The sequence below is a fragment of the Bradyrhizobium macuxiense genome, from assembly GCF_007993935.1.
GTDB lineage: Bacteria > Pseudomonadota > Alphaproteobacteria > Rhizobiales > Xanthobacteraceae > Bradyrhizobium > Bradyrhizobium macuxiense_A.
The window spans coordinates 215,017-234,100 of the sequence record NZ_VITY01000001.1 but is presented as its reverse complement, the minus strand read 5'-3'; the positions used below and the strand labels follow the sequence as shown (position 1 = coordinate 234,100).

At 64.7% G+C, this 19,084-nt stretch carries 17 protein-coding genes; 12 read left to right on the top strand and 5 right to left on the bottom strand.

Annotation, left to right across the window (positions count from 1 at the left end; genetic code table 11):
* Positions 1-52 precede the first annotated feature (52 nt).
* The gene (locus FBZ93_RS01115; RefSeq protein ID WP_146984168.1) at positions 53-3,754 is read left to right on the top strand and encodes a DUF3971 domain-containing protein; all 3,702 of its coding nucleotides are present in this window, start codon (positions 53-55) and stop codon (positions 3,752-3,754) included.
* On the opposite strand, the gene FBZ93_RS01110 is transcribed toward FBZ93_RS01115, so the two are convergent.
* A complete protein-coding gene (locus FBZ93_RS01110; RefSeq protein ID WP_146984167.1) occupies positions 3,751-4,245 on the bottom strand; it encodes an ester cyclase in 495 nt (164 codons plus the stop codon). The two genes, FBZ93_RS01115 and FBZ93_RS01110, sit on opposite strands and share 4 nt — an antisense overlap.
* A gap of 66 nt (positions 4,246-4,311) precedes the next feature.
* A complete protein-coding gene (locus FBZ93_RS01105; RefSeq protein ID WP_146984166.1) occupies positions 4,312-5,115 on the bottom strand; it encodes a helix-turn-helix domain-containing protein in 804 nt (267 codons plus the stop codon).
* Between FBZ93_RS01105 and FBZ93_RS01100 the strand changes: the two genes are divergently transcribed.
* Positions 5,115-5,714: a hypothetical protein gene (locus FBZ93_RS01100; protein ID WP_146984165.1), complete on the top strand. Its 600-nt coding sequence runs from the start codon at positions 5,115-5,117 to the stop codon at positions 5,712-5,714. The two genes, FBZ93_RS01105 and FBZ93_RS01100, sit on opposite strands and share 1 nt — an antisense overlap.
* A gap of 178 nt (positions 5,715-5,892) precedes the next feature.
* Here the strand turns inward: FBZ93_RS01100 and FBZ93_RS01095 are convergent, their stop codons facing one another.
* Together FBZ93_RS01095 and tyrS are read right to left on the bottom strand one after the other, a co-directional pair.
* The gene (locus FBZ93_RS01095; RefSeq protein WP_146984164.1) at positions 5,893-7,140 is read right to left on the bottom strand and encodes an MFS transporter; all 1,248 of its coding nucleotides are present in this window, start codon (positions 7,138-7,140) and stop codon (positions 5,893-5,895) included.
* A 56-nt stretch (positions 7,141-7,196) separates the two neighbouring features.
* Entirely contained in the window at positions 7,197-8,450 is a 1,254-nt protein-coding gene (tyrS, locus tag FBZ93_RS01090; protein ID WP_146984163.1) for a tyrosine--tRNA ligase, read from the bottom strand.
* 152 nt (positions 8,451-8,602) lie between these two features.
* Between tyrS and FBZ93_RS01085 the strand changes: the two genes are divergently transcribed.
* The 3 genes from FBZ93_RS01085 to FBZ93_RS01075 all read left to right on the top strand — a co-directional run bounded on the left by FBZ93_RS01085 (position 8,603) and on the right by FBZ93_RS01075 (position 10,799).
* Entirely contained in the window at positions 8,603-9,706 is a 1,104-nt protein-coding gene (locus FBZ93_RS01085; protein WP_146984162.1) for an anhydro-N-acetylmuramic acid kinase, read from the top strand.
* Positions 9,707-9,788: 82 nt separating this feature from the next.
* The gene (locus tag FBZ93_RS01080) at positions 9,789-10,466 is read left to right on the top strand and encodes a glutathione S-transferase family protein (protein WP_146984161.1); all 678 of its coding nucleotides are present in this window, start codon (positions 9,789-9,791) and stop codon (positions 10,464-10,466) included.
* A gap of 3 nt (positions 10,467-10,469) precedes the next feature.
* A complete protein-coding gene (locus tag FBZ93_RS01075; RefSeq protein WP_146984160.1) occupies positions 10,470-10,799 on the top strand; it encodes a DMT family transporter in 330 nt (109 codons plus the stop codon).
* 214 nt (positions 10,800-11,013) lie between these two features.
* Here the strand turns inward: FBZ93_RS01075 and FBZ93_RS01070 are convergent, their stop codons facing one another.
* On the bottom strand, positions 11,014-11,661 hold the full coding sequence (locus tag FBZ93_RS01070; protein WP_016843213.1) for an alpha/beta hydrolase: 648 nt from the start codon (positions 11,659-11,661) through the stop codon (positions 11,014-11,016).
* 439 nt (positions 11,662-12,100) lie between these two features.
* Between FBZ93_RS01070 and FBZ93_RS01065 the strand changes: the two genes are divergently transcribed.
* The 7 genes from FBZ93_RS01065 (at position 12,101) to FBZ93_RS01035 (ending at position 19,078) form a co-directional block, all read left to right on the top strand.
* Positions 12,101-13,258, top strand: coding sequence for a cysteine desulfurase family protein (locus FBZ93_RS01065; RefSeq protein ID WP_146984159.1), 1,158 nt, complete (start codon positions 12,101-12,103; stop codon positions 13,256-13,258).
* Positions 13,259-13,352: 94 nt separating this feature from the next.
* Positions 13,353-14,849, top strand: coding sequence for a Fe-S cluster assembly protein SufB (sufB, locus tag FBZ93_RS01060; RefSeq protein WP_050420250.1), 1,497 nt, complete (start codon positions 13,353-13,355; stop codon positions 14,847-14,849).
* Positions 14,850-14,909: 60 nt separating this feature from the next.
* Positions 14,910-15,662 (top strand): Fe-S cluster assembly ATPase SufC, encoded by a 753-nt coding sequence (gene sufC, locus FBZ93_RS01055; RefSeq protein ID WP_146984158.1) that lies wholly within the window; start codon positions 14,910-14,912, stop codon positions 15,660-15,662.
* A 17-nt stretch (positions 15,663-15,679) separates the two neighbouring features.
* The gene (sufD, locus tag FBZ93_RS01050) at positions 15,680-17,002 is read left to right on the top strand and encodes a Fe-S cluster assembly protein SufD (RefSeq protein WP_146984157.1); all 1,323 of its coding nucleotides are present in this window, start codon (positions 15,680-15,682) and stop codon (positions 17,000-17,002) included.
* Positions 16,999-18,246 carry a cysteine desulfurase gene (locus FBZ93_RS01045; protein ID WP_146984156.1) on the top strand — a complete coding sequence of 416 codons (1,248 nt, stop codon included), beginning with the start codon at positions 16,999-17,001 and terminating at the stop codon, positions 18,244-18,246. Before sufD ends, FBZ93_RS01045 begins: the two co-directional genes overlap by 4 nt.
* Positions 18,243-18,614 carry an SUF system Fe-S cluster assembly protein gene (locus FBZ93_RS01040; RefSeq protein WP_021081118.1) on the top strand — a complete coding sequence of 124 codons (372 nt, stop codon included), beginning with the start codon at positions 18,243-18,245 and terminating at the stop codon, positions 18,612-18,614. The genes FBZ93_RS01045 and FBZ93_RS01040 overlap by 4 nt, the downstream gene beginning before the upstream one ends.
* Positions 18,615-18,688: 74 nt before the next feature.
* The gene (locus tag FBZ93_RS01035) at positions 18,689-19,078 is read left to right on the top strand and encodes a HesB/IscA family protein (protein ID WP_146984699.1); all 390 of its coding nucleotides are present in this window, start codon (positions 18,689-18,691) and stop codon (positions 19,076-19,078) included.
* Positions 19,079-19,084 lie beyond the last annotated feature (6 nt).

The following is a 19,084-nucleotide window of genomic DNA, read 5'->3' as shown; positions in this document are numbered from 1 at the left end:
TCCGTTCCGTGGGCCATCGGCGAGTAACATGATTAGGCGAGGATAGGCGGCGATGCCGGCACGGGAGCGCTCGATACGAATCGACGGGCGTCCCGATGGCGGCGAGCAGCTTCGCCGTCAGCACCGAGAGGCAATGGCAAGGAACACGTCGCCGCAGGGTCCAAATCCGCGCGCCGGAGCTGACTTCTCGCAATGGGAAGACGACGCCGCGTGGGACGAGCAGGATGAGGCGGCGGGCAACCGTGCGCGGCAATTGCTGTCGCGTTCCAATACCAACCTGCATCGTTTCACCGATTTCTGCTCCGGCATGCAGCGCTGGCTACATGGCGAACGCTGGATCCGTCGCATCGGATTGGTCCTCGTGGTGCTGGTCGTGCTGTTTGCAACCTGCTTCGGCGCATTGTGGTGGCGGCTCGGCGCAGGTCCGATCAATCTCGACTTGGCGACGCCGTGGCTGGCCGCGGCGATCGAGGAGAATATCGGCCACGGCAACACGGTCGAGGTCGGCGGAACCCAGATCGAGCGCGCCGGCCGGGTCAGGATCGCGGTGCGGATTCGCGACATCATCGTCCGCGACCGCGACCATGCGGTGGTTGCCAGCGCGCCGAAAGCCGAAGTGCGGTTGTCTGGGACGGCGCTGCTGATGGGCCAGTTGCGGGCGGAGAGCCTCAATCTGGTCGACGCGGAACTATCGGTGCGCATCACGCCCGACGGCAATGTGACCGTGTCCGCCGGCGACACCGCAAAGCCGCTCGCCACCGGCGTTGCCTCCAAGCGGGAGGCCGGCCTGCCGCCGACATTCCCGCGTCCGTCGCCAACAGCGCCGCCGCCGGTGGCCGCGCCGCCGGCCGCGTCCGAGCCCTCGGCGGCCGCACCGGATTCGGCGCAGAGCGGGCTGCTTGCCGGGCTCGACTGGCTCGACAGCCTCAGCATGACCGGCCTCGACGGTCAGAACCTCAACGAGATCGGCCTGAAGAACGGCAATCTCGTCGTCGACGACCAGCAGCGCGGCAACAAATGGAGCTTTGAGAATATCAGCCTGAGCCTGCGGCGCCCGAGCGGCGGCGGCGTGGCGCTCAGCTTCGGCGAGGAGGGCGCCAAGCCCTGGTCGGTGCGCGTCCTGGTCGGACCGCAGCAGAACGGCGTGCGCTCGGTCGACGTCAAGGCCGATAAGGTTTCCACGCGGAACATCCTGCTCGCGATGCGGACCAAGGATCTCACCTACACCGCCGACCTGCCGCTGTCGGGCGAGATGAAGGGCGAGCTCGGCCGCGACGGCCTGCCGACCTATTTCCGCGGCAAGATCAATGTCGGCGCCGGCAACATCATCGACACCGACACGCCCGACTACCCGATGCCGGTCGATTCGGCCGAGATGAGCGTCGAATGGGATTCGGGGCGGCGCGTGCTGCTGGCGCCGATCAAGATCGTCTCGGGCGCCAACCGCATCACGCTGCTCGGCCATCTTGAGCCGCCCAACGATAATGTCACCGACTGGCAGGCAGGACTGTCCGGCGGCACCATCGTGCTGGCCGGCGCCGACAAGACCGAACCGCCGCTGATCTTCAATCGCATCAACATCGGCTTCCGGTTCGACACCGAGAAGAAGCGCGTGCTGCTGACCCAGGCCGACATCTCCAATGGCGAGATCGGTGTCGCCGGCACCGGCAGCATCGACTATTCCGGCGAGCCGCGGCTGCAGCTCGGATTCGCCGGCACGCCGATGTCGGCCTCCGCGCTGAAGCGGATGTGGCCGATCGTCATCGTGCCCGAGGTGCGCGAATGGGTGCTCGAGCGGATCGACCGCGGCACGCTCCAGCGCATCGATGTCGGCGTCAATTCGCCGGTGCATAATCTGTCGCGCAAGGGCCCGCCGATCCCGGATGACGGTCTCTCGGTCAACATCGTCGCCTCTGGTGTCACGGTGCGCCCGGTCGATCAGATGCCCGCCGTGCATGATGCGGACCTGAAGGCCAGGGTGACCGGCCGCACCGCGACCGTGACCATCAACCAGGGCATCGCCGACACGCCGGCGGGCCGCAAGATCACGCTGACGGATTTCACCTTCGAGGTGCCGGACATGGCGCCGAAGCCGTCGCCATCGAAGGTCAAGTTCCGGGTCGACTGTCCGGTGCCGGCCGCCGCCGAGATCCTGGCGTCCGACCGGCTCAGCGATCTCTCCGGTCCGCCGATCGATCCCAACGCCAGCAAAGGCAACGTCACGGCGACGATCAATCTCGGCATGCCGGTGAAGGGCGAGCTGACCAAGGCCGATACGATGTACTCGGTCGCCGCCGACATCACCGGCGTCGCCGTCGACAAGCTGGTGATGAACCAGAAGCTCGAGGCCAACACCTTGAAGCTGGTTGCCAGCAACGCCGGCTTCCAGGTCAAGGGTGACGTCAAGATCAACGGGCAGGCGGCCTCGCTCGACTATCGCAAGCCGACCGACGGCGATGCCGACGTCAAGCTGCAGGCAACGCTTGACGATGCGAGCCGCGCGCGTCTCGGACTCGATCTCGGTCCTGCCGTCTCGGGTGCGATCCCGATCAAGCTGAGCGGCAAGATCGGCAGCGGCGACAATCCGACCACCAAGATGGGCGTCGAGGCCGACCTGACCCAGCTCAAGCTCGACAACATCCTGCCCGGTTGGGTCAAGACGCAGGGCAGGGCCGGCAAGGCGACGTTCAACGTGGTGCCGAAGGGACAATCGACGCGGTTCGAGGATATCTCGATCGACGGCGCCGGCGTTTCGATCAAGGGCGCGCTGGAGGTCGACCAGAACGGCGATCTCATGAATGCGAACTTCCCGACCTATGCGCCGTCGGAAGGTGACAAGACATCGCTGCGCGCCGATCGCGGGCCCGACGGCGTCATCAAGGTGACGATGCGCGGCGACGTGTTCGACGGCCGCGGCTTCCTGAAATCGGCGATCTCCGGCCGCGACAGCGATCCCAAGAGCAAGACCAAGACCACCGATTTCGATGTCGATCTGAAACTCGGTGCGGTGGCCGGCTTCAACGGCGAGGCGCTGCGCAGCGTCGATGCCAAGATCTCGCGCCGCAACGGGTTCTTCAAGGCGTTCACGCTGAGTGGCAAGGTCGGCCGCGATACGCCCGTCGCCGTCGATATGCGCGGACGCCAGCAGGGCCGCGAGGTGATCTATCTGCAGACCGGCGACGCCGGTGCGTTCCTGCGCTTCATCGATACCTATTCGAAGGTGGTCGGCGGCCAGCTCACGCTGGCAATGGAGCCGCCGATCCCGGAGCCGGGCCCGAGGGAAGGCCTCATCAATATCACCGGCTTCTCGGTGAAAGGCGAAACTCAGCTCGATCGCGCCGTCGCCGGCGGGCCGGTCAGCACCCAGAACGGTATCGGGTTCGACGCGCTGCGCGCCGAGTTCACTCGCCAGAGCGGCCAGCTGTCGATCCGCAACGGCGTGGTCAAGGGACCGAGCATCGGCGCCACCATCGAAGGCAGCATCGACTATATCGGCAACCAGGTGCGGATGAACGGCACCTTCATTCCGATGTACGGGTTGAACAACATGTTCGGCCAGATCCCGTTCTTCGGGATTTTCCTCGGCGCCGGCAGCAATGAAGGCCTGATCGGCGTGACCTATGAAGTGGTGGGAACACCGAGCGCCCCGGTGCTGCGCGTCAACCCGATCTCCGCGCTGGCGCCCGGCCTGACGCGCAAGATCTTCGAATTCAAGCAGTACGGCCCGAACGACCTGCCGACGACGAACAATTAAGGTCGCGGTCCCGGCGGAGGCGGCAGCGCTCCGATCTGGTGAAGCAGCGCAAACCGGTCGGGCACGCCCCAGTGTTCGACCAGCTTGCCGTCCGCAAATCGACAAATGTCGATGACATCGATGGCGACCGGTTTTCCCGAACGAGGATCAACGCCGGTTGCCTTGCTCCGCGCCCACACCGTATCGCCGGCTTCCACGATTGCCTCGATCGAGAGCGTCAGGTTCTTGATGCTGCGCCGCGCATCCTCGATCTGCGCTTTCAGGATCTGCGGTCCCGGAATATCGGTTTTCGACAGATACTCATGTTCCATCAGCGTCTCGGCGCAGATTTCGTCCGCGACCGTGAGGTCGCCCTGGGAAAAGCCGCGCTCGACGATGGCTTTGAAGCGCTCAAGGTTGGTCGGCATGTTCATTGCTCCAGCTCTCGGGCCGGCGACGGCGATGCCAAACGCGACGCCGCCGAGTTCGCGCCGCGTCATTCTCGCTGTCATGCTGGCCTCCCAAGAAAGCCGGACCTTGCGGGACGCGTGATCGAAAGCGCTTGTAGATTTTGGTCATCAGCCGGGGAAAAAGACGTTGTCCCAATCGCCGATGAGGCTGCTTGGCGGCAAGCCGGCGAAAGCGTGGCATTCGCGGATAAAATGGGCCTGATCGAAATAGCCGAGTTCGTGGACAATGTCGGTCCAGGAGCGGTGCGGCGCATCGCGGCGGGCGACCAGCGCCCGGTCGAAGCGGATGGTTCGCGCAAACAGTTTTGGCGTCATTCCGACCTGCGCCGCAAAACGACGCTGGAACTGGCTGGTGCTGAGGCCGGAATTTGCAACGAGGTCCTCGATCCGCGTGCGTCCCTGGACGCTGATCATCCGGCGTGACGCGGCGGCGATTGCGCAGTCCGGGCCGCGCTTCTCGAGCATGGCCTCGGCCCAGCGTTCGGCCGCGGCGACGCGCAGGTCGAAATCAGGCGCCATGCGCACGGCATCGCCAAGCGACGTGGCGGATTTGCCGAGCACATCGCTGGCTGCCGGGTCCTGATTGACCAGGGTGGTCATGTCGATCCCAACCAAGCGGTTCAAGCCGGTCGGTTGAAACAGGATGTTGAAGACATGCACGGAGCCCGACAGGCAAACATGCGCGCGGCAATAGGTTTGCGGTCCGACCACGCCCACGTCCGGCGTCGTGCAGGCCTCGCCGCCGTCGATGCGTACGCGATATGGCTCAGCCAGGTGGATATCCAGGATTTGATGCGGCCGTGCGGCGACCGGCCAGGCCAGCACGGCGCTCCCCAATTCCACGCGCCTTTCCTCGAACGAGCGCAGGACACCGCGAAGTTTCGGATGGGGTAACGCCCGTTTGATATCCATTGAGGACCTCGGCGGGTGGAAGCCTAGATCGAGCCGACACCTGCGACAATATCGGTCTCATCGGCACCCGGCGCAATTTGCTGCGTGCGCCCAGAACGGTGGACCTGCGCTTATCCGCAAATCTGCTTCCAAGGCAGGCGGAGATTGGAAGCGGTCATCGTCAGCTTTTAACCTTCAACAGACGTTTCTGGTTCGGGAACATGCACGGCGGTTTTCTGTCCACAACCATCGAAGGCGGGCGCCCCAAGCCGTCCGCCGTCTGGATGACGTTCGCGCAGGAACCTTGCTCCATCTGGGATGTTGGAGAGCAATTCAACAACTCAGGAGGAGCCCTCATGAGGACACTGTTATTGGCTGGTGTGCTGGCGGTTGCTGGTTTCGCTATGGCCACGCCGATCTCCGTTGCACCTGCGTCAGCTCAGGTTGCCGTCGATACTCCGCTCGGCGGCGTAAGAGTGGGTCCGGAGCACCGTTACTATCGAGACTATGATCGACGCGCTTATCGCGCGTACGATTATGATCGCGGATATCGCGGATGCCGCACCGTCACGATCGAGCGTGACGACGGTTCGATGCGCAGGGTCCGTCGTTGCGACTAATAGTACCGGACTAGAAGATCGGCTCTCGCAACCAAGAAATTGGGAGCCATCCACTCAAGGCCGCTTGAGTTGGCGGCCTCTTTCATTTCGCGAATGCAGCCTGTTGGCCCAGGCCGACATGCACTCATGTCGGCTTCCGCGCCGCCTTCCGAGGGGAGGCGGGCACACGCGTCCGAACTCAGCGCCGCAGCGCCGGCACCACCAGGAACGGAATCAGGCCGAGCACTACGTTGACGAGCGCGAAGGCGATCAGCGGATTGTAGCTGTGGGTCCAGTCGTGGATCAGGCCGCCGCCCCAGGAGCCGAGCGCGGAGCCGAGGCCGCTGCCGATCATGATCGTTCCATAGATCGTGCCGACGCGCTCGCCGCGGAAGATCTTCAGCGCGGTCGCCGTGATCAGCGGACCGCGCGAGCCGATCATGCTGCCGAAGCAGATCACGAAACCGGTGAGCAGCCAGTAGTTCGGATACCATTGCAGCAGCCAGAGCAGGATGATGCCTGCTATCGAGACGCCGTAGCTGAATAGCACCGAGGGCCGGCGGCCGATGATGCCGTCGAGCGTGGACACGCCGAGCATGCCGACGAACAGCGCGACGCCGGAGAAGCCCCAGGCGGTGGCGGCCTGCAGCGGCGGAAAGCCGACGTCGATCAGGTAGGCGACGATCTGCGCCGTCAGCGCGTACATCGCGATCGCGGTGAAGAAGAAGGTCGAGAACAGCGCCCAGAAGGCATGATGGCGCATCGCGGCAAGCAGCGTCCAGCCTTCGTCGATCAGGCCGGTCTCGACCTTCTTGACGATGTGCGGCGATCCGCCGGCGAGCAGCCGCCACGGCAGAAAGACCAGCGGAACGAGCAGGCAGAGCGCGGCGATGCCGAACACCTGATAGGCCTCGCGCCAGCCGATCCGGTCGATCAGCACCTGCGACAACGGCAGCAGCACCAGGAGGCCGGCGCCGGTCGCCGAATACATCACGGCCATCGCCGTCGGCAGCCGCGGTCCGAACCAGCGGCCGAGCAGGATCGAGTTCGAGACGTTGCCGATCAGCGCGGTGCCGAAGCCGACGCAGAGGCCGACGCTGAGCTGGAATTGCCAGAGCTGGTGCGCGCGCGACGCGATCAGGAATGCGCAGCCGAGCAGCGCCAGACCCAGCGCATAGACCACGCGCGGACCCGAGCGGTCGAACAGCCGCCCGACCAGCGGCGAGGTCAGGCCGCTGGCAAGCCAGGTCAGCGAATAGACCGATACGACGGAGGCGCGGTCCCAGCCGAAATTTTCCGAGATCGGTTTGAGGAAGACCGTGAAGCTGTCGCTGAGACCGCGCCCGAGCACCGATAGCACGAAGCAGAGGGCGAGCACGTTCAGTGCGACGCGCGACTGTTTCGCCGGCGCAGTGAGCGTGTCGTTCGGAGACGTAGTCTGATCCATCGAAAAGCAGGGAGCGCGCTTTCCGCACTCCCCACAACCGACAAAAGCGAATGCGCCTATGCAGGCTTCAGCAGGACGTGGCGCTTCTTGCCGAGCGACAGCTTGACCACGCCTTCCGGCGTGAGATTGGCCGAGGTCAGCAGCATCTTCTCGTCGGTGACGGCAGCGTCGTTGACGCGCAGTCCGCCGCCCTTGATCTGCCTGCGGGCTTCGCCGTTCGAGGCGACGAGCTCGGCCTTGACGAAGGCGACGAGCACGCCGACGCCGGCTTCAAACTCGCCGCGCGGAATTTCCACCGTCGGCAAGGTTTCGGCCAGCGCACCTTCTTCGAAGGTGCGGCGCGCGGTCTCGGCAGCCTCATTGGCGGCGTCGCGGCCGTGGAGCAGGGCGGTTGCCTCGGTCGCCAGCACCTTCTTGGCTTCGTTGATCTCGCCGCCCGCCAGCGCCGCCAGCTTGTTGATCTCGCCCATCGGCAGGATGGTGAACAGCTTGAGGAACTTGACGACGTCGGCGTCCTCGACGTTGCGCCAGTACTGCCAGAAGTCGTAGGGCGAGAACTGGTCGGCATTGAGCCACACCGCGCCCTTGGCGGTCTTGCCCATCTTGTCGCCGGAGGCGGTGGTCAGCAGCGGCGTGGTCAGCGCGAACAGCTGCGGTGTCCCCATGCGGCGGCCGAGATCGACGCCGTTGACGATGTTGCCCCACTGGTCGGAGCCGCCCATCTGCAACCGGCAGCCGGCGCGGCGCGACAGCTCGACGAAGTCGTAGGCCTGGCAGACCATGTAGTTGAACTCGATGAAGCTCATCTCCTGCTCGCGCTCGAGCCGGAGCCGCACCGAGTCCATCGTCAGCATGCGGTTGACCGAGAAGTGCCGGCCGATGTCGCGCAGCATCTCGATCCAGTTCAATTTCGTCAGCCACTCGGCGTTGTCGAGCATGATGGCGTCGGAATGCCCGTCGCCATAGCGCAGCACCTTGGCAAACACGCCGCGGATCGAGGCCTTGTTGGCTTCGATCTCCGCGACCGTGCGCATCGCGCGCGTCTCGTCCTTGCCGGAGGGGTCGCCGACCATCGTGGTGCCGCCGCCCATCAGCGTGATCGGCTTGTTGCCGCTCTGCTGCAGCCAGTACAGCATCATCATGGTGAGGAAGTTGCCGATGTGCAGCGACGGTGCGGTGCAGTCATAGCCGACATAGGCGGTGGCCTCGCCCTTCGCGGCAAGCGCGTCGAGGCCCTCGAAATCGGAGCACTGGTGAACGAAGCCGCGTTCCTGTAGAGTGTTCAGGAAATCCGATTTAAATGCAGTCATTTGTCGGCGAGCCAGATCATTCTTGTTTTACGGTTTTTGCATCTATTTGCGGAACCCTGATGCTTGAGGCTGCCGCAGGCGGACGCGCAGTGGCATTATAGGATGTACTTGTTTGAGACAAGCCGGGGGTTCCCGGCTGGGGCGCTTCCAAGATGATGTTAACGGCACTCGGTCTGATGAGCGGGACCTCGCTCGATGGGGTCGACGTGGCACTGATCGAGACCGACGGCCGCCAGATCAAGGCCTTCGGGCCCTCGGGCTATCGGCCCTATACCGAAGGCGAGCGCAGCCTGCTGCGCCAGGCGCTGACCGAGGCCGTTCACCTGTCGCAACGCGACGCCCGGCCGGGGATTTTGCGGCAGGCCGAACAGGCCGTCACGACAGCGCACGCGGAGGCGGTCGCCGCCTTCACGGCGCAGCACCGGATTTCTCCCCAGGAGATCGACATCGTCGGGTTCCATGGCCAGACCGTGCTGCATCGCCCCGAGCGGAGGCTGACGGTGCAGATCGGCGACGCCCTGGCGCTTGCCAAGGCGATCCACATTCCCGTGATGCATGATTTCCGTGCCGCCGACGTCGAGGCGGGCGGGCAGGGCGCGCCGTTCGTGCCGGTCTACCACCGCGCATTGGCGCAGTCGCTGAACCGCGAGGGGCCGATCGTCGTGGTCAATATCGGCGGTGTTTCCAACATTACATATATCGATGGCCTGGACACACTAATCGCCTGCGACACCGGGCCGGGCAATGCGCTGCTCGACGATTTCATGTTCCGCCAGATGCATCAGCCGTTCGACACCGCGGGCAAGTTCGCGGCGCTCGGCAAGCCGGACGAAGCCTGGATCGCGCAGGCGCTCAAGCTGCCGTTCTTCTCGGTTCCACCGCCGAAATCGCTCGACCGCAACGACTTTGCGGGCCTGAAGCTCGGTGCAGTGGCGCCGGCCGATGGCGCCGCGACATTGACCGCGTTCACCGCGGCTGCGATCGCCCGCGTCGTGCCACTGCTGCCGAAGCGGCCGAAGAGCTGGATCATCTGCGGCGGCGGCGCCTCCAACCTCACGTTGCTGCGGATGCTGCGCGAGCGGCTGGCGCCGGCGACCGTCGAGCCCGCCGAGGCGCTCGGCTGGGCGGCGGACGCGATCGAGGCGCAGGCGTTCGGCTTCCTCGCCGCACGCGGCATGAAGGGCCTGCCGCTGAGCTACCCCGCCACCACGGGGGTGCCGATCCCGATGACCGGGGGCATCATCGCGCGACCGTGATTTAGATGCAAATGCATCTACCTTGACAGTTCCATGCCGCTGCATTTAGTTGGATGCAGTTGCATTGAACGCGAGGTTCGTCATGGCCCCCCTGAAGCTGATCAGCCACAAGCTCTGTCCCTATGTGCAACGCGCGGTGATCGCGCTGCAGGAGAAGGGCGTGCCGTTCGAGCGGATCGACATCGATCTCGCCAACAAGCCGGACTGGTTCCTGAAAATCTCGCCGCTCGGCAAGGTGCCGGTGCTGGTCGTGACCGGTGACGACGGCAAGGAGGTCGCGCTGTTCGAGAGCAACGTGATCTGCGAGTACATCGAGGAGACGCAAGGCGGCGCGAAGCTGCATCCGCAGGACGCGCTCGCCCGCGCCGAGCATCGCGCCTGGATGGAGTTCGGCTCGGCCATTCTAGGCGACCTCTGGGGGCTCGAGACCGCAACCGATGCCGCGACCCATGAGAGCAAGCGGCAGGCGGTCGCCGCGAAATTCGCGCGCGTCGAGGCTGCGCTCGGCGCGGGTCCGTTCTTCGCAGGTGAGAGGTTCAGTCTGGTGGATGCGGTGTTCGCGCCGATCTTCCGCTATTTCGATCTGTTCGATCAGCTGACCGATCTCGCGGTCTTCACCCACACGCCGAAGCTGCGCGGGTGGCGCAGCGCGCTGGCGCAGCGGCCGAGCGTACGCAGCGCCGTGTCACCCGATTATCCCGCGCTGCTGCACGCGTTCCTGGTCGGCCACCGCGCGCACATGCTGAAGCTTGCCGCCTGAGCCATGTCGCATTCGATTGCCTGGATCGCGCTGGTCCTCGCCGGTCTTCTCGACGTCGGCTGGGCGATCTCGATGAAATATGCCGAGGGCTATACGCGGCTCGGCTGGACGCTGGTCTCGCTGCTGCTGCTCGCCGCGTTCGTGTTCCTGCTCGGACGCGCGCTGCAGGTGCTCGGCGTCGGCGTCGCCTACACGGTCTGGACCGGCATCGGCGCGGCCGGCACGCTGACCATGGGCGTGCTGTTGTTCAACGAGGCGCTGAATCCGATGAAGGTCGCCGGGATCGCGTTGGTGCTGATCGGCATTGCGGCGCTGAAGCTGGCGCCGGAGTAAGGGATGCGTAGCCCGGATGGAGCGAAGCGCAATCCGGGTTCTCATCCGCCGCGAGAGCAGTCCCGGATTTCGCTTCGCTGCATCCGGGCTACAAAATCCGCGCTCAGTGTGAGTCGTACTTCGTAGGATGGGTGGAGCGAAGCGATACCCATCGACTTGGTGCCGCGTGGCGCGATGATGGGTATCGCTGCGCTCCACCCATCCTACAAGAGGCTCAGCGGACGTTAGCCAGCCGCATGTCGAGATAGCCGGTCACCGTCTCCATCAGCGGCTCGAGCTTGCCGTCGAAGAAATGGTTGGCACCGGGGATGACCTGCTGGTCGATCACGATGCCCTTCTGCGTCTTCAGCTTCTCGACCAGCGTGTTGACGTCCTTGGGCGGCACCACGGCGTCCTTGTCGCCGTGCACGATCAGGCCCGACGACGGGCAGGGCGCGAGGAACGAGAAGTCGTAGAGATTGGCGGGCGGCGCGATCGAGATGAAGCCCTCGACCTCCGGCCGGCGCATCAGGAGCTGCATGCCGATCCATGCGCCGAACGAGAAGCCCGCAACCCAGCAGGCACGCGCCTCGGGATTGATCGCCTGCGCCCAGTCGAGCGCGCTCGCGGCATCGGACAATTCGCCGGTGCCGTGATCGAACGAGCCCTGGCTGCGGCCGACGCCACGGAAGTTGAAGCGCAGCACCGAGAAGCCGCGATGCGCAAACGCATAATAGCACTGGTAGACGATCTGGTGATTCATCGTGCCGTGGAACTGCGGATGCGGATGCAGGATCATCGCAATCGGCGCGTTCTTCTGCTTGGCCGGATGATAGCGGCCCTCGAGACGGCCAGCGGGGCCGGTGAAAATGACTTCAGGCATTGTGTTCCCTTGATTGACGCGTTCCCTTGATTGACGTCGATCAATCAACCGGTTGGAGCCATCTTCAGCGACAGGGCGCGAACAGGGCGGCTCATGATGAAATCGGCACAGGCGCCGCCGGGCGGCACGCTGGAGCGCCTTCTAGCATGACGCAAGGGGCAAAAATCAAGGAAATTGTGCCGCTTGGCCGGCGTGAATCCGCGCTGCGCCGTGCGATCCGGATCAACACGCGGAATTGTTCGTCGGCTACCTGAAGTTTTGGTTTGTCACATTGCTATCGCGCGCGCCGCAAACGGATGTCTTGCCTGGCAACACAGGTGAGGTTTCGGTGCGCGCGAAAAATCTCCGGCACCGGTGACTCTGATCTGGTCTCGCTGCCCGACTGTCGTTATGTCGCAGTGGAAGGCCGCAACCATGGTGGTTGCGGCGGACAAGCTCGATGGCCGATCGCGTCTATCTCGACTGGAATGCCACCACGCCGCTTCGCCAGGAAGCGAAAGCGGCGATGGCCGCGGCGTGGGAGTTGAGCGGCAACCCGTCCTCGGTGCACAGCGAGGGACGCCGTGCGCGCCGGATGGTCGAGGATGCGCGCAACGCGGTGGCGGAGGCGGTCGGCGGCCGGCCACAGGACGTCGTATTTGTCTCCGGCGGGACCGAAGCCAACGCGCTCGCCTTGACCCCGGGATTGCGCCGCGGCACGGGCGCGCCGGTCGAGCGGCTCCTGGTGTCCGCGATCGAGCATGCGTCCGTCCTCGCGGGCGGGCGGTTTTCGCGTGAAGCGATCGGCACCGTCAAAGTCACGCGCGCCGGGGTGATCGATCTCGATCATCTGCGCGCGCTGCTGGCGGATGGTCCGCCCGCGCTGGTCTCGGTGATGCTGGCGAACAACGAGACTGGCGCCATTCAGCCGGTGGCCGACGTCGCCGCGATCGTCCACGCGGCCGGCGGCCTGCTGCAGGTCGATGCGATCCAGGCGTTCGGCAAGATCCCGTTCGACCTCGCTTCGGCCCAGGCCGATCTTGTGACGCTGTCGGCGCACAAGATCGGTGGACCGAAGGGCACCGGCGCGCTGGTGCTCGCCGAAGCTGTCGAAGGACTGGAGGCGTCACTGCGCGGCGGCGGGCAGGAGTTCGGGCGGCGGGCAGGGACCGAGAACGTCGCGGGGATCGCAGGCTTTGGTGCGGCCGTGAAGGTCGCGATGGCGGCGTTGAAGGCCGACGCTGCCCGCGTCAGGGGGCTGCGCGACCGGCTCGAGCACGGGCTGCGGCAGACGCCTGACGTGCTGGTGTTCTCCGACGACGTGAAACGGTTGCCGAATACCGTCCTTTTCACCGCGCCGGGGATGAAGGCCGAAACGGCCGTGATCGGGTTCGACCTCGGGGGAATCGCTGTGTCCTCCGGTTCCGCCTGTTCGTCGGGCAAGGTCCAGCCGTCCCATGTCCTGGAGGCAATGGGGTACCGTTCGGAGGTGTCCCAGGGAGCGGTGCGGCTCAGTCTTGGCTGGTCTACCACGGAGACAGACGTGGATTTGACCCTCAAGGCTTGGCGAAAGCTCGCCGATACCTTAGTTAAGGGGGAACGACGAAACACAGCTTGAACAGTTCTAAGCGGATTTCGTCGTCAAAGCATCGTAAGAGATTTTCGGAACTGAGATCCACCGCGGTCCTTGAAACCGCGAGCGGAGGATATGAATGCCTGCTGTACAAGAGACGGTCGAGCGCGTCCGGCGCATCGACGTCGACCAGTATCGATATGGGTTTGAGACGCAGATCGAGTCCGACAAGGCCCCGAAGGGGCTGTCGGAAGACACCGTCCGCTTCATCTCAGCAAAGAAGAATGAGCCGGCCTGGATGCTGGAATGGCGCCTGGAGGCGTATCGCCGCTGGCTGACCATGACCGAGCCGACCTGGGCGCGCGTCGACTATCCGAAGATCGACTACCAGGACATCTATTACTACGCGGCGCCGAAGCCGAAGAAGACGCTGTCCTCGATCGACGAGATCGATCCGGAAATCCTCAAGACCTATGAGAAGCTCGGCATCCCGCTGCGCGAGGTTGCGATCCTCGAGGGCGTCGAGCCCCCGCCGGGCGGACCGCCGTCTGCGAACCGCAAGATCGCGGTCGATGCGGTGTTCGATTCGGTCTCGGTTGCGACCACCTTCCAGAAGGAGCTGAAGGCCGCCGGCGTGATCTTCATGCCGATCTCGGAGGCGATCCGCGAGCATCCCGAGCTGGTGCAGAAATATCTCGGCACCGTGGTGCCGACCTCGGACAATTACTTCGCGACGTTGAACTCAGCTGTGTTCTCGGACGGCTCGTTCGTCTACGTGCCGCCGGGCGTGCGTTGCCCGATGGAGCTGTCGACCTATTTCCGCATCAACGAGCGCAACACCGGCCAGTTCGAGCGCACGCTGATCATCGCCGACAAGGGCTCCTACGTCTCCTATCTCGAAGGCTGCACCGCGCCGCAGCGCGACGAGAACCAGCTGCACGCCGCGGTGGTCGAGCTCGTCACGCTCGATGACGCCGAGATCAAATATTCGACGGTGCAGAACTGGTACCCCGGCAATTCCGAGGGCAAGGGCGGCATCTACAATTTCGTCACCAAGCGTGGCGACTGCCGCGGCAAGAATTCCAAGATCTCCTGGACCCAGGTCGAGACCGGTTCCGCGATCACCTGGAAGTATCCGAGCTGCATCCTGCGTGGCGACAATTCGAGCGGCGAGTTCTACTCGATCGCGATCTCGAACGGCTTCCAGCAGGTCGACTCGGGCACCAAGATGATTCACCTCGGCAAGAACACGTCGAGCCGGATCATCTCCAAGGGCATCGCCGCCGGCAAGTCGCAGAACACCTATCGCGGCCTCGTCAGCGCCCATCGCAAGGCGACCGGCGCGCGCAACTACACCGCCTGCGACTCGCTTCTGATCGGCGACAAATGCGGCGCGCACACCGTGCCCTATGTCGAGGCCAAGAACTCCTCGGCGACGTTCGAACATGAAGCGACGACGTCGAAGATTTCCGAGGACGTGCTGTTCTACTGCATCCAGCGCGGGCTCTCGCAGGAGGAAGCCGTCGGCCTCGTGGTCAACGGCTTCGTGAAGGACGTGCTGCAGCAACTGCCGATGGAATTCGCGGTGGAAGCGCAGAAGCTGATCTCGATCAGCCTTGAAGGTTCGGTTGGCTAATCCATCCCGCTTGCGGGCGCGGCCGACGCGCCCTCGCGGATGACGCTCAGGAAAAATCAGATGTCTTTGCTGGAAGTGAAAGATCTGCAGGTTCGTGTCGAGGAGCGTGAGATCCTCCACGGGCTGTCGCTCACGGTGAACCCGGGGCAGGTGCACGCGATCATGGGGCCGAACGGCTCCGGCAAGTCGACGCTGTCGCACGTCATCGCCGGTAAGCTCGGCTATGAAGTCACCGGCGGCCAGATCCTGTTCAGGGGCGAGGACCTCCTAGAGATGGAGCCCAACGAGCGCGCCGCCAAGGGCGTGTTCCTGGCGTTCCAGTATCCGGTCGAGATCCCCGGCGTGACCACCTGGAACTTCCTGCACGCGGCGCTCAATGCCCAGCGCAAGGCGCGCGGCGAGGACGAGATCTCGTCGCCCGCCTTCCTCAAGAAGGTCCGCGAGGTCGCCAAGTCGCTGAACATTCCGCAGGACATGCTGAAGCGCGGCGTCAATGTCGGCTTCTCCGGCGGCGAGAAGAAGCGCAACGAGATCCTGCAGATGGCGCTGTTCGAGCCGGCCGTCTGCATCCTCGACGAAATGGATTCCGGCCTCGACATCGACGCGCTGCGGATCGCGGCCGACGGCGTCAACGCGCTACGCTCGCCGGAGCGCGCGATGGTCGTGATCACCCACTACCAGCGGCTGCTCAACTACATCGTGCCCGACGTCGTGCACGTGATGTCGAAGGGCCGGGTGGTGAAGAGCGGTGGCAAGGAACTGGCGCTGGAGCTGGAAGAGTCCGGCTACGCGCAGTTCGAAGACGCTGCCTGACAAAGACGGGTTTTCAGATGAACGTTGTCGCAAAGACCGAGACCGGGCGCGCGCTGGGCGATGCATTCGCCGTCGCGCGCGACCGCCTGCCGGGCAAGGGCAAGATCGCCGATCAGCGCCGCCAGGCGTTCGAGGCCTATGAGCGCTCGGGCCTGCCGCATCGCCGGATCGAGGATTGGAAATACACCGATTTGCGCGCGCTGATGCGCGAGGTGTTGCCGCTGGCCCCTGCGCCGGATGCAGCGGCGCTGGGTCGCGCTGCTGCCGCCGTCAAGCTGCGGGCGATCGACGGCGTGCGCCGTCTGGTGCTGGTCGATGGCGCGTTTGCGCCTGATCTGTCCGATCTCGGCAATCTCGAAAAGGGGCTCGGCATCCGCCCACTGCGCGAGGTGCTCGACGCCGGCGATGGCGCGCTCTCGGCGCGGGCCTTTGCCACTGACATCTCCAATCCGATGGTCGCGCTGAACGGCGCGATGGCGACCGATGGCGTCGTCATCGAGATCGCCGACGGCACGGTGCTGGCGCAGCCGCTGCACATCGTCCATGTCGCCTCCGGCACGGCGCCGGCCTCGATGTTCACGCGCTCGCTGCTGCGGCTCGGCCGCGATACCAATGTCACGCTGGTGGAGAGCTATCTCGCCGGCGAGGGCGCCAAGGCCTATCAGGCACATGACGGGCTGATCGTTGCGATCGGCGATAATGCGCGGCTTGATCACGTCCGTCTGGTCGAAGACGCTATTGATGCGTTCAATATTTCCTCGGCGACGATTTCGCTTGGCGCGCACGCGCACCTGAACACGTTCGGCCTGACCTCGGGCGGTCATGTCAGCCGCTATCAGCTGACGGTGACCTGCGCCGGCGAGGGGTCCAAGGTCGAGACCAACGGCGTCAATCTGATCAACGGCACGCAGCACGCCGACACCACGCTGTTCATGGATCACGCGGTGCCGCACTGCGCGAGCCGCGAGATCTTCCGTGCGGTCGTCGACGACCGCGCCCATTCCGTGTTCCAGGGCCGCATCATCGTCCGCCCGGACGCGCAGAAGACCGACGCCAAGATGATGACCCGCGCGCTGCTGCTGTCCGACGACGCCGAGGCCGACAACAAGCCGGAACTCGAGATCTTCGCCGACGACGTCACCTGCGGTCACGGTGCGACCACCGGTGCGCTCGACGAGAGCCTGCTGTTCTACATGCGCGCCCGCGGCCTGCCCGAGAAGGAAGCCCAGGCGCTGCTGATCCAGGCCTTCGTCGGCGAGGCGATCGAGAGCATCGCCAGCGACGCGTTGCGCGAGGTCGCAATCGCCACCGCGCAGCGCTGGCTGGAAGCGAGGGCGTGAGCATGCACAAGGCGGTCGCCAACGGTTCTTACGACGTCGCGCTGGTGCGGCAGGATTTCCCGGCGCTCGCCATGCAGATCTACGGCAAGCCGCTGGTCTATCTCGACAACGCGGCCTCCGCGCAGAAGCCGAATGCGGTGCTCGACCGCATGACCGATGCCTACAAGAGCGAATACGCCAACGTGCATCGCGGCCTGCATTACCTCGCCAATGCGGCGACCGAGGCTTATGAGGGCGCCCGCGGCAAGGTCGCGCAGTTCATCAACGCCCGCCGCAATGAGGAGATCATCTTCACCCGCAACGTCACCGAGGCGATCAATCTGGTGGCGTCGTCCTGGGGTGGAGAGAACATCAAGGAGGGCGACGAGATCGTCCTCTCGATCATGGAGCACCACTCCAACATCGTGCCGTGGCACTTCCTCAGGGAGCGCCAGGGTGCCGTGATTAAGTGGGCGCCGGTCGACGACGAAGGCAATTTCCTGATCGAGGAGTTCGAGAAGCTCCTCACCCCGCGCACCAAGATCGTCGCGATCACCCAGATGTCGAACGCGCTCGGCACGCTGGTCCCGGTCAAGGAGGTGGTGCGGCTCGCCCACGCCCGCGGCATTCCGGTGCTGGTTGACGGCGCGCAGGGCGCGGTGCATCTGCCGATCGACGTCCAGGACCTCGATTGCGATTTCTATGCCTTTACCGGCCACAAGGTATACGGGCCGACCGGCATCGGCGCGCTCTACGCCAAGCACGATCTCTTGGTCGCGATGCGGCCGTTCAACGGCGGCGGCGAGATGATCCGCGAAGTGGCCAAGGACTGGGTCACTTATGGCGATCCGCCGCACAAGTTCGAGGCCGGGACGCCGCCGATCGTCGAGGCGATCGGGCTCGGCGCCGCCATCGACTACGTCAATTCGATCGGCAAGGAGCGCATCGCCGCGCATGAGCACGAGCTGCTCACCTACGCGCAGGAGCGCCTGCGCGAGATCAACTCGCTGCGCGTGATCGGAACCGCCCGCAACAAGGGCCCGGTGATCTCGTTCGAGATGAAGGGCGCGCATCCCCACGATGTCGCGACCGTGATCGATCGCCAGGGCATCGCCGTGCGTGCGGGGACCCATTGCGTGATGCCGCTTTTAGAGCGGTTCAACGTCACGGCCACCTGCCGCGCATCCTTCGGGATGTATAATACAAGGGAAGAAGTCGACCATCTGGCGCAGGCGCTGATCAAGGCGCGGGAATTGTTCGCATGACCGATACAGCCGAAGTCAAGACGGCCACCATGGAAACCACCTCGGCACTGCCGGCGGAGGAGACCGAGCGCATGAGCGGCGAGATCGTCGCGGCGCTGAAAACGGTGTTCGACCCGGAAATCCCGGCCGACATCTACGAGCTCGGCCTGATCTACAAGGTCGATCTCAAGGACGATCGTTCCGTCGACATCCTGATGACCCTGACCACCCCGAACTGCCCTGCCGCCGGCGAGCTGCCGACCATGGTCGAGAACGCGGTTGCCAGCGTTCCCGGCGTCGGCGTCGTCAACGTCAATCTGGTCTGGGATCCGGCCTGGACGCCGGACCGGATGTCGGACGAGGCGCGCCTCGTCCTCAATATGTGGTGATGCGTTAGGGGAATAGACTTAGGCTCAAGAAGACCGGCAATTGATTTGCCGCTGGGACTGACCACATGAGTGACATGACGCAAGTTTCACCAACCCCAGCCAAGCCGAAGCGGCCGCGCCCGCAGGTCATGAAATTGACCGATGCGGCGGCGGAGCGGATCACCGAGCTGACCAAGCGCGCCGATTCGGAGATCGTCGGCCTGCGCGTCGGCATCAAGAACGGCGGCTGCGCCGGACAGTCCTACACCGTCGAATACGCCCACGAGATCCGACCGACCGATGAAGTGGTCGAGGACAAGGGCGTGAAGATCCTGGTCGATCCGAAGGCCGTGCTGTTCCTGCTCGGCACCGAGATGGACTACGTGGCCGACAAGATGCAGGCCCAGTTCGTTTTCAACAACCCGAACCAGGTTTCCGCCTGCGGCTGCGGCGAATCGGTGCAGCTCAAGCCGGCCACGGTCTGATCGCTG

Excerpts from the sequence above, each read along its gene's own strand:
- FBZ93_RS01065 (WP_146984159.1), top strand. The coding sequence starts at position 12,101 with ATGGCCGATCGCGTCTATCTCGACTGGAATGCCACCACGCCGCTTCGC.
- FBZ93_RS01085 (WP_146984162.1), top strand. The coding sequence starts at position 8,603 with ATGATGTTAACGGCACTCGGTCTGATGAGCGGGACCTCGCTCGATGGG.
- tyrS (WP_146984163.1), bottom strand. The coding sequence starts at position 8,450 with ATGACTGCATTTAAATCGGATTTCCTGAACACTCTACAGGAACGCGGC.
- FBZ93_RS01095 (WP_146984164.1), bottom strand. The coding sequence starts at position 7,140 with ATGGATCAGACTACGTCTCCGAACGACACGCTCACTGCGCCGGCGAAA.
- FBZ93_RS01080 (WP_146984161.1), top strand. The coding sequence starts at position 9,789 with ATGGCCCCCCTGAAGCTGATCAGCCACAAGCTCTGTCCCTATGTGCAA.
- sufC (WP_146984158.1), top strand. The coding sequence starts at position 14,910 with ATGTCTTTGCTGGAAGTGAAAGATCTGCAGGTTCGTGTCGAGGAGCGT.
- FBZ93_RS01105 (WP_146984166.1), bottom strand. The coding sequence starts at position 5,115 with ATGGATATCAAACGGGCGTTACCCCATCCGAAACTTCGCGGTGTCCTG.
- FBZ93_RS01040 (WP_021081118.1), top strand. The coding sequence starts at position 18,243 with ATGACCGATACAGCCGAAGTCAAGACGGCCACCATGGAAACCACCTCG.
- FBZ93_RS01070 (WP_016843213.1), bottom strand. The coding sequence starts at position 11,661 with ATGCCTGAAGTCATTTTCACCGGCCCCGCTGGCCGTCTCGAGGGCCGC.
- FBZ93_RS01110 (WP_146984167.1), bottom strand. The coding sequence starts at position 4,245 with ATGACAGCGAGAATGACGCGGCGCGAACTCGGCGGCGTCGCGTTTGGC.
- FBZ93_RS01035 (WP_146984699.1), top strand. The coding sequence starts at position 18,689 with ATGACGCAAGTTTCACCAACCCCAGCCAAGCCGAAGCGGCCGCGCCCG.
- FBZ93_RS01075 (WP_146984160.1), top strand. The coding sequence starts at position 10,470 with ATGTCGCATTCGATTGCCTGGATCGCGCTGGTCCTCGCCGGTCTTCTC.
- sufB (WP_050420250.1), top strand. The coding sequence starts at position 13,353 with ATGCCTGCTGTACAAGAGACGGTCGAGCGCGTCCGGCGCATCGACGTC.
- FBZ93_RS01115 (WP_146984168.1), top strand. The coding sequence starts at position 53 with ATGCCGGCACGGGAGCGCTCGATACGAATCGACGGGCGTCCCGATGGC.
- sufD (WP_146984157.1), top strand. The coding sequence starts at position 15,680 with ATGAACGTTGTCGCAAAGACCGAGACCGGGCGCGCGCTGGGCGATGCA.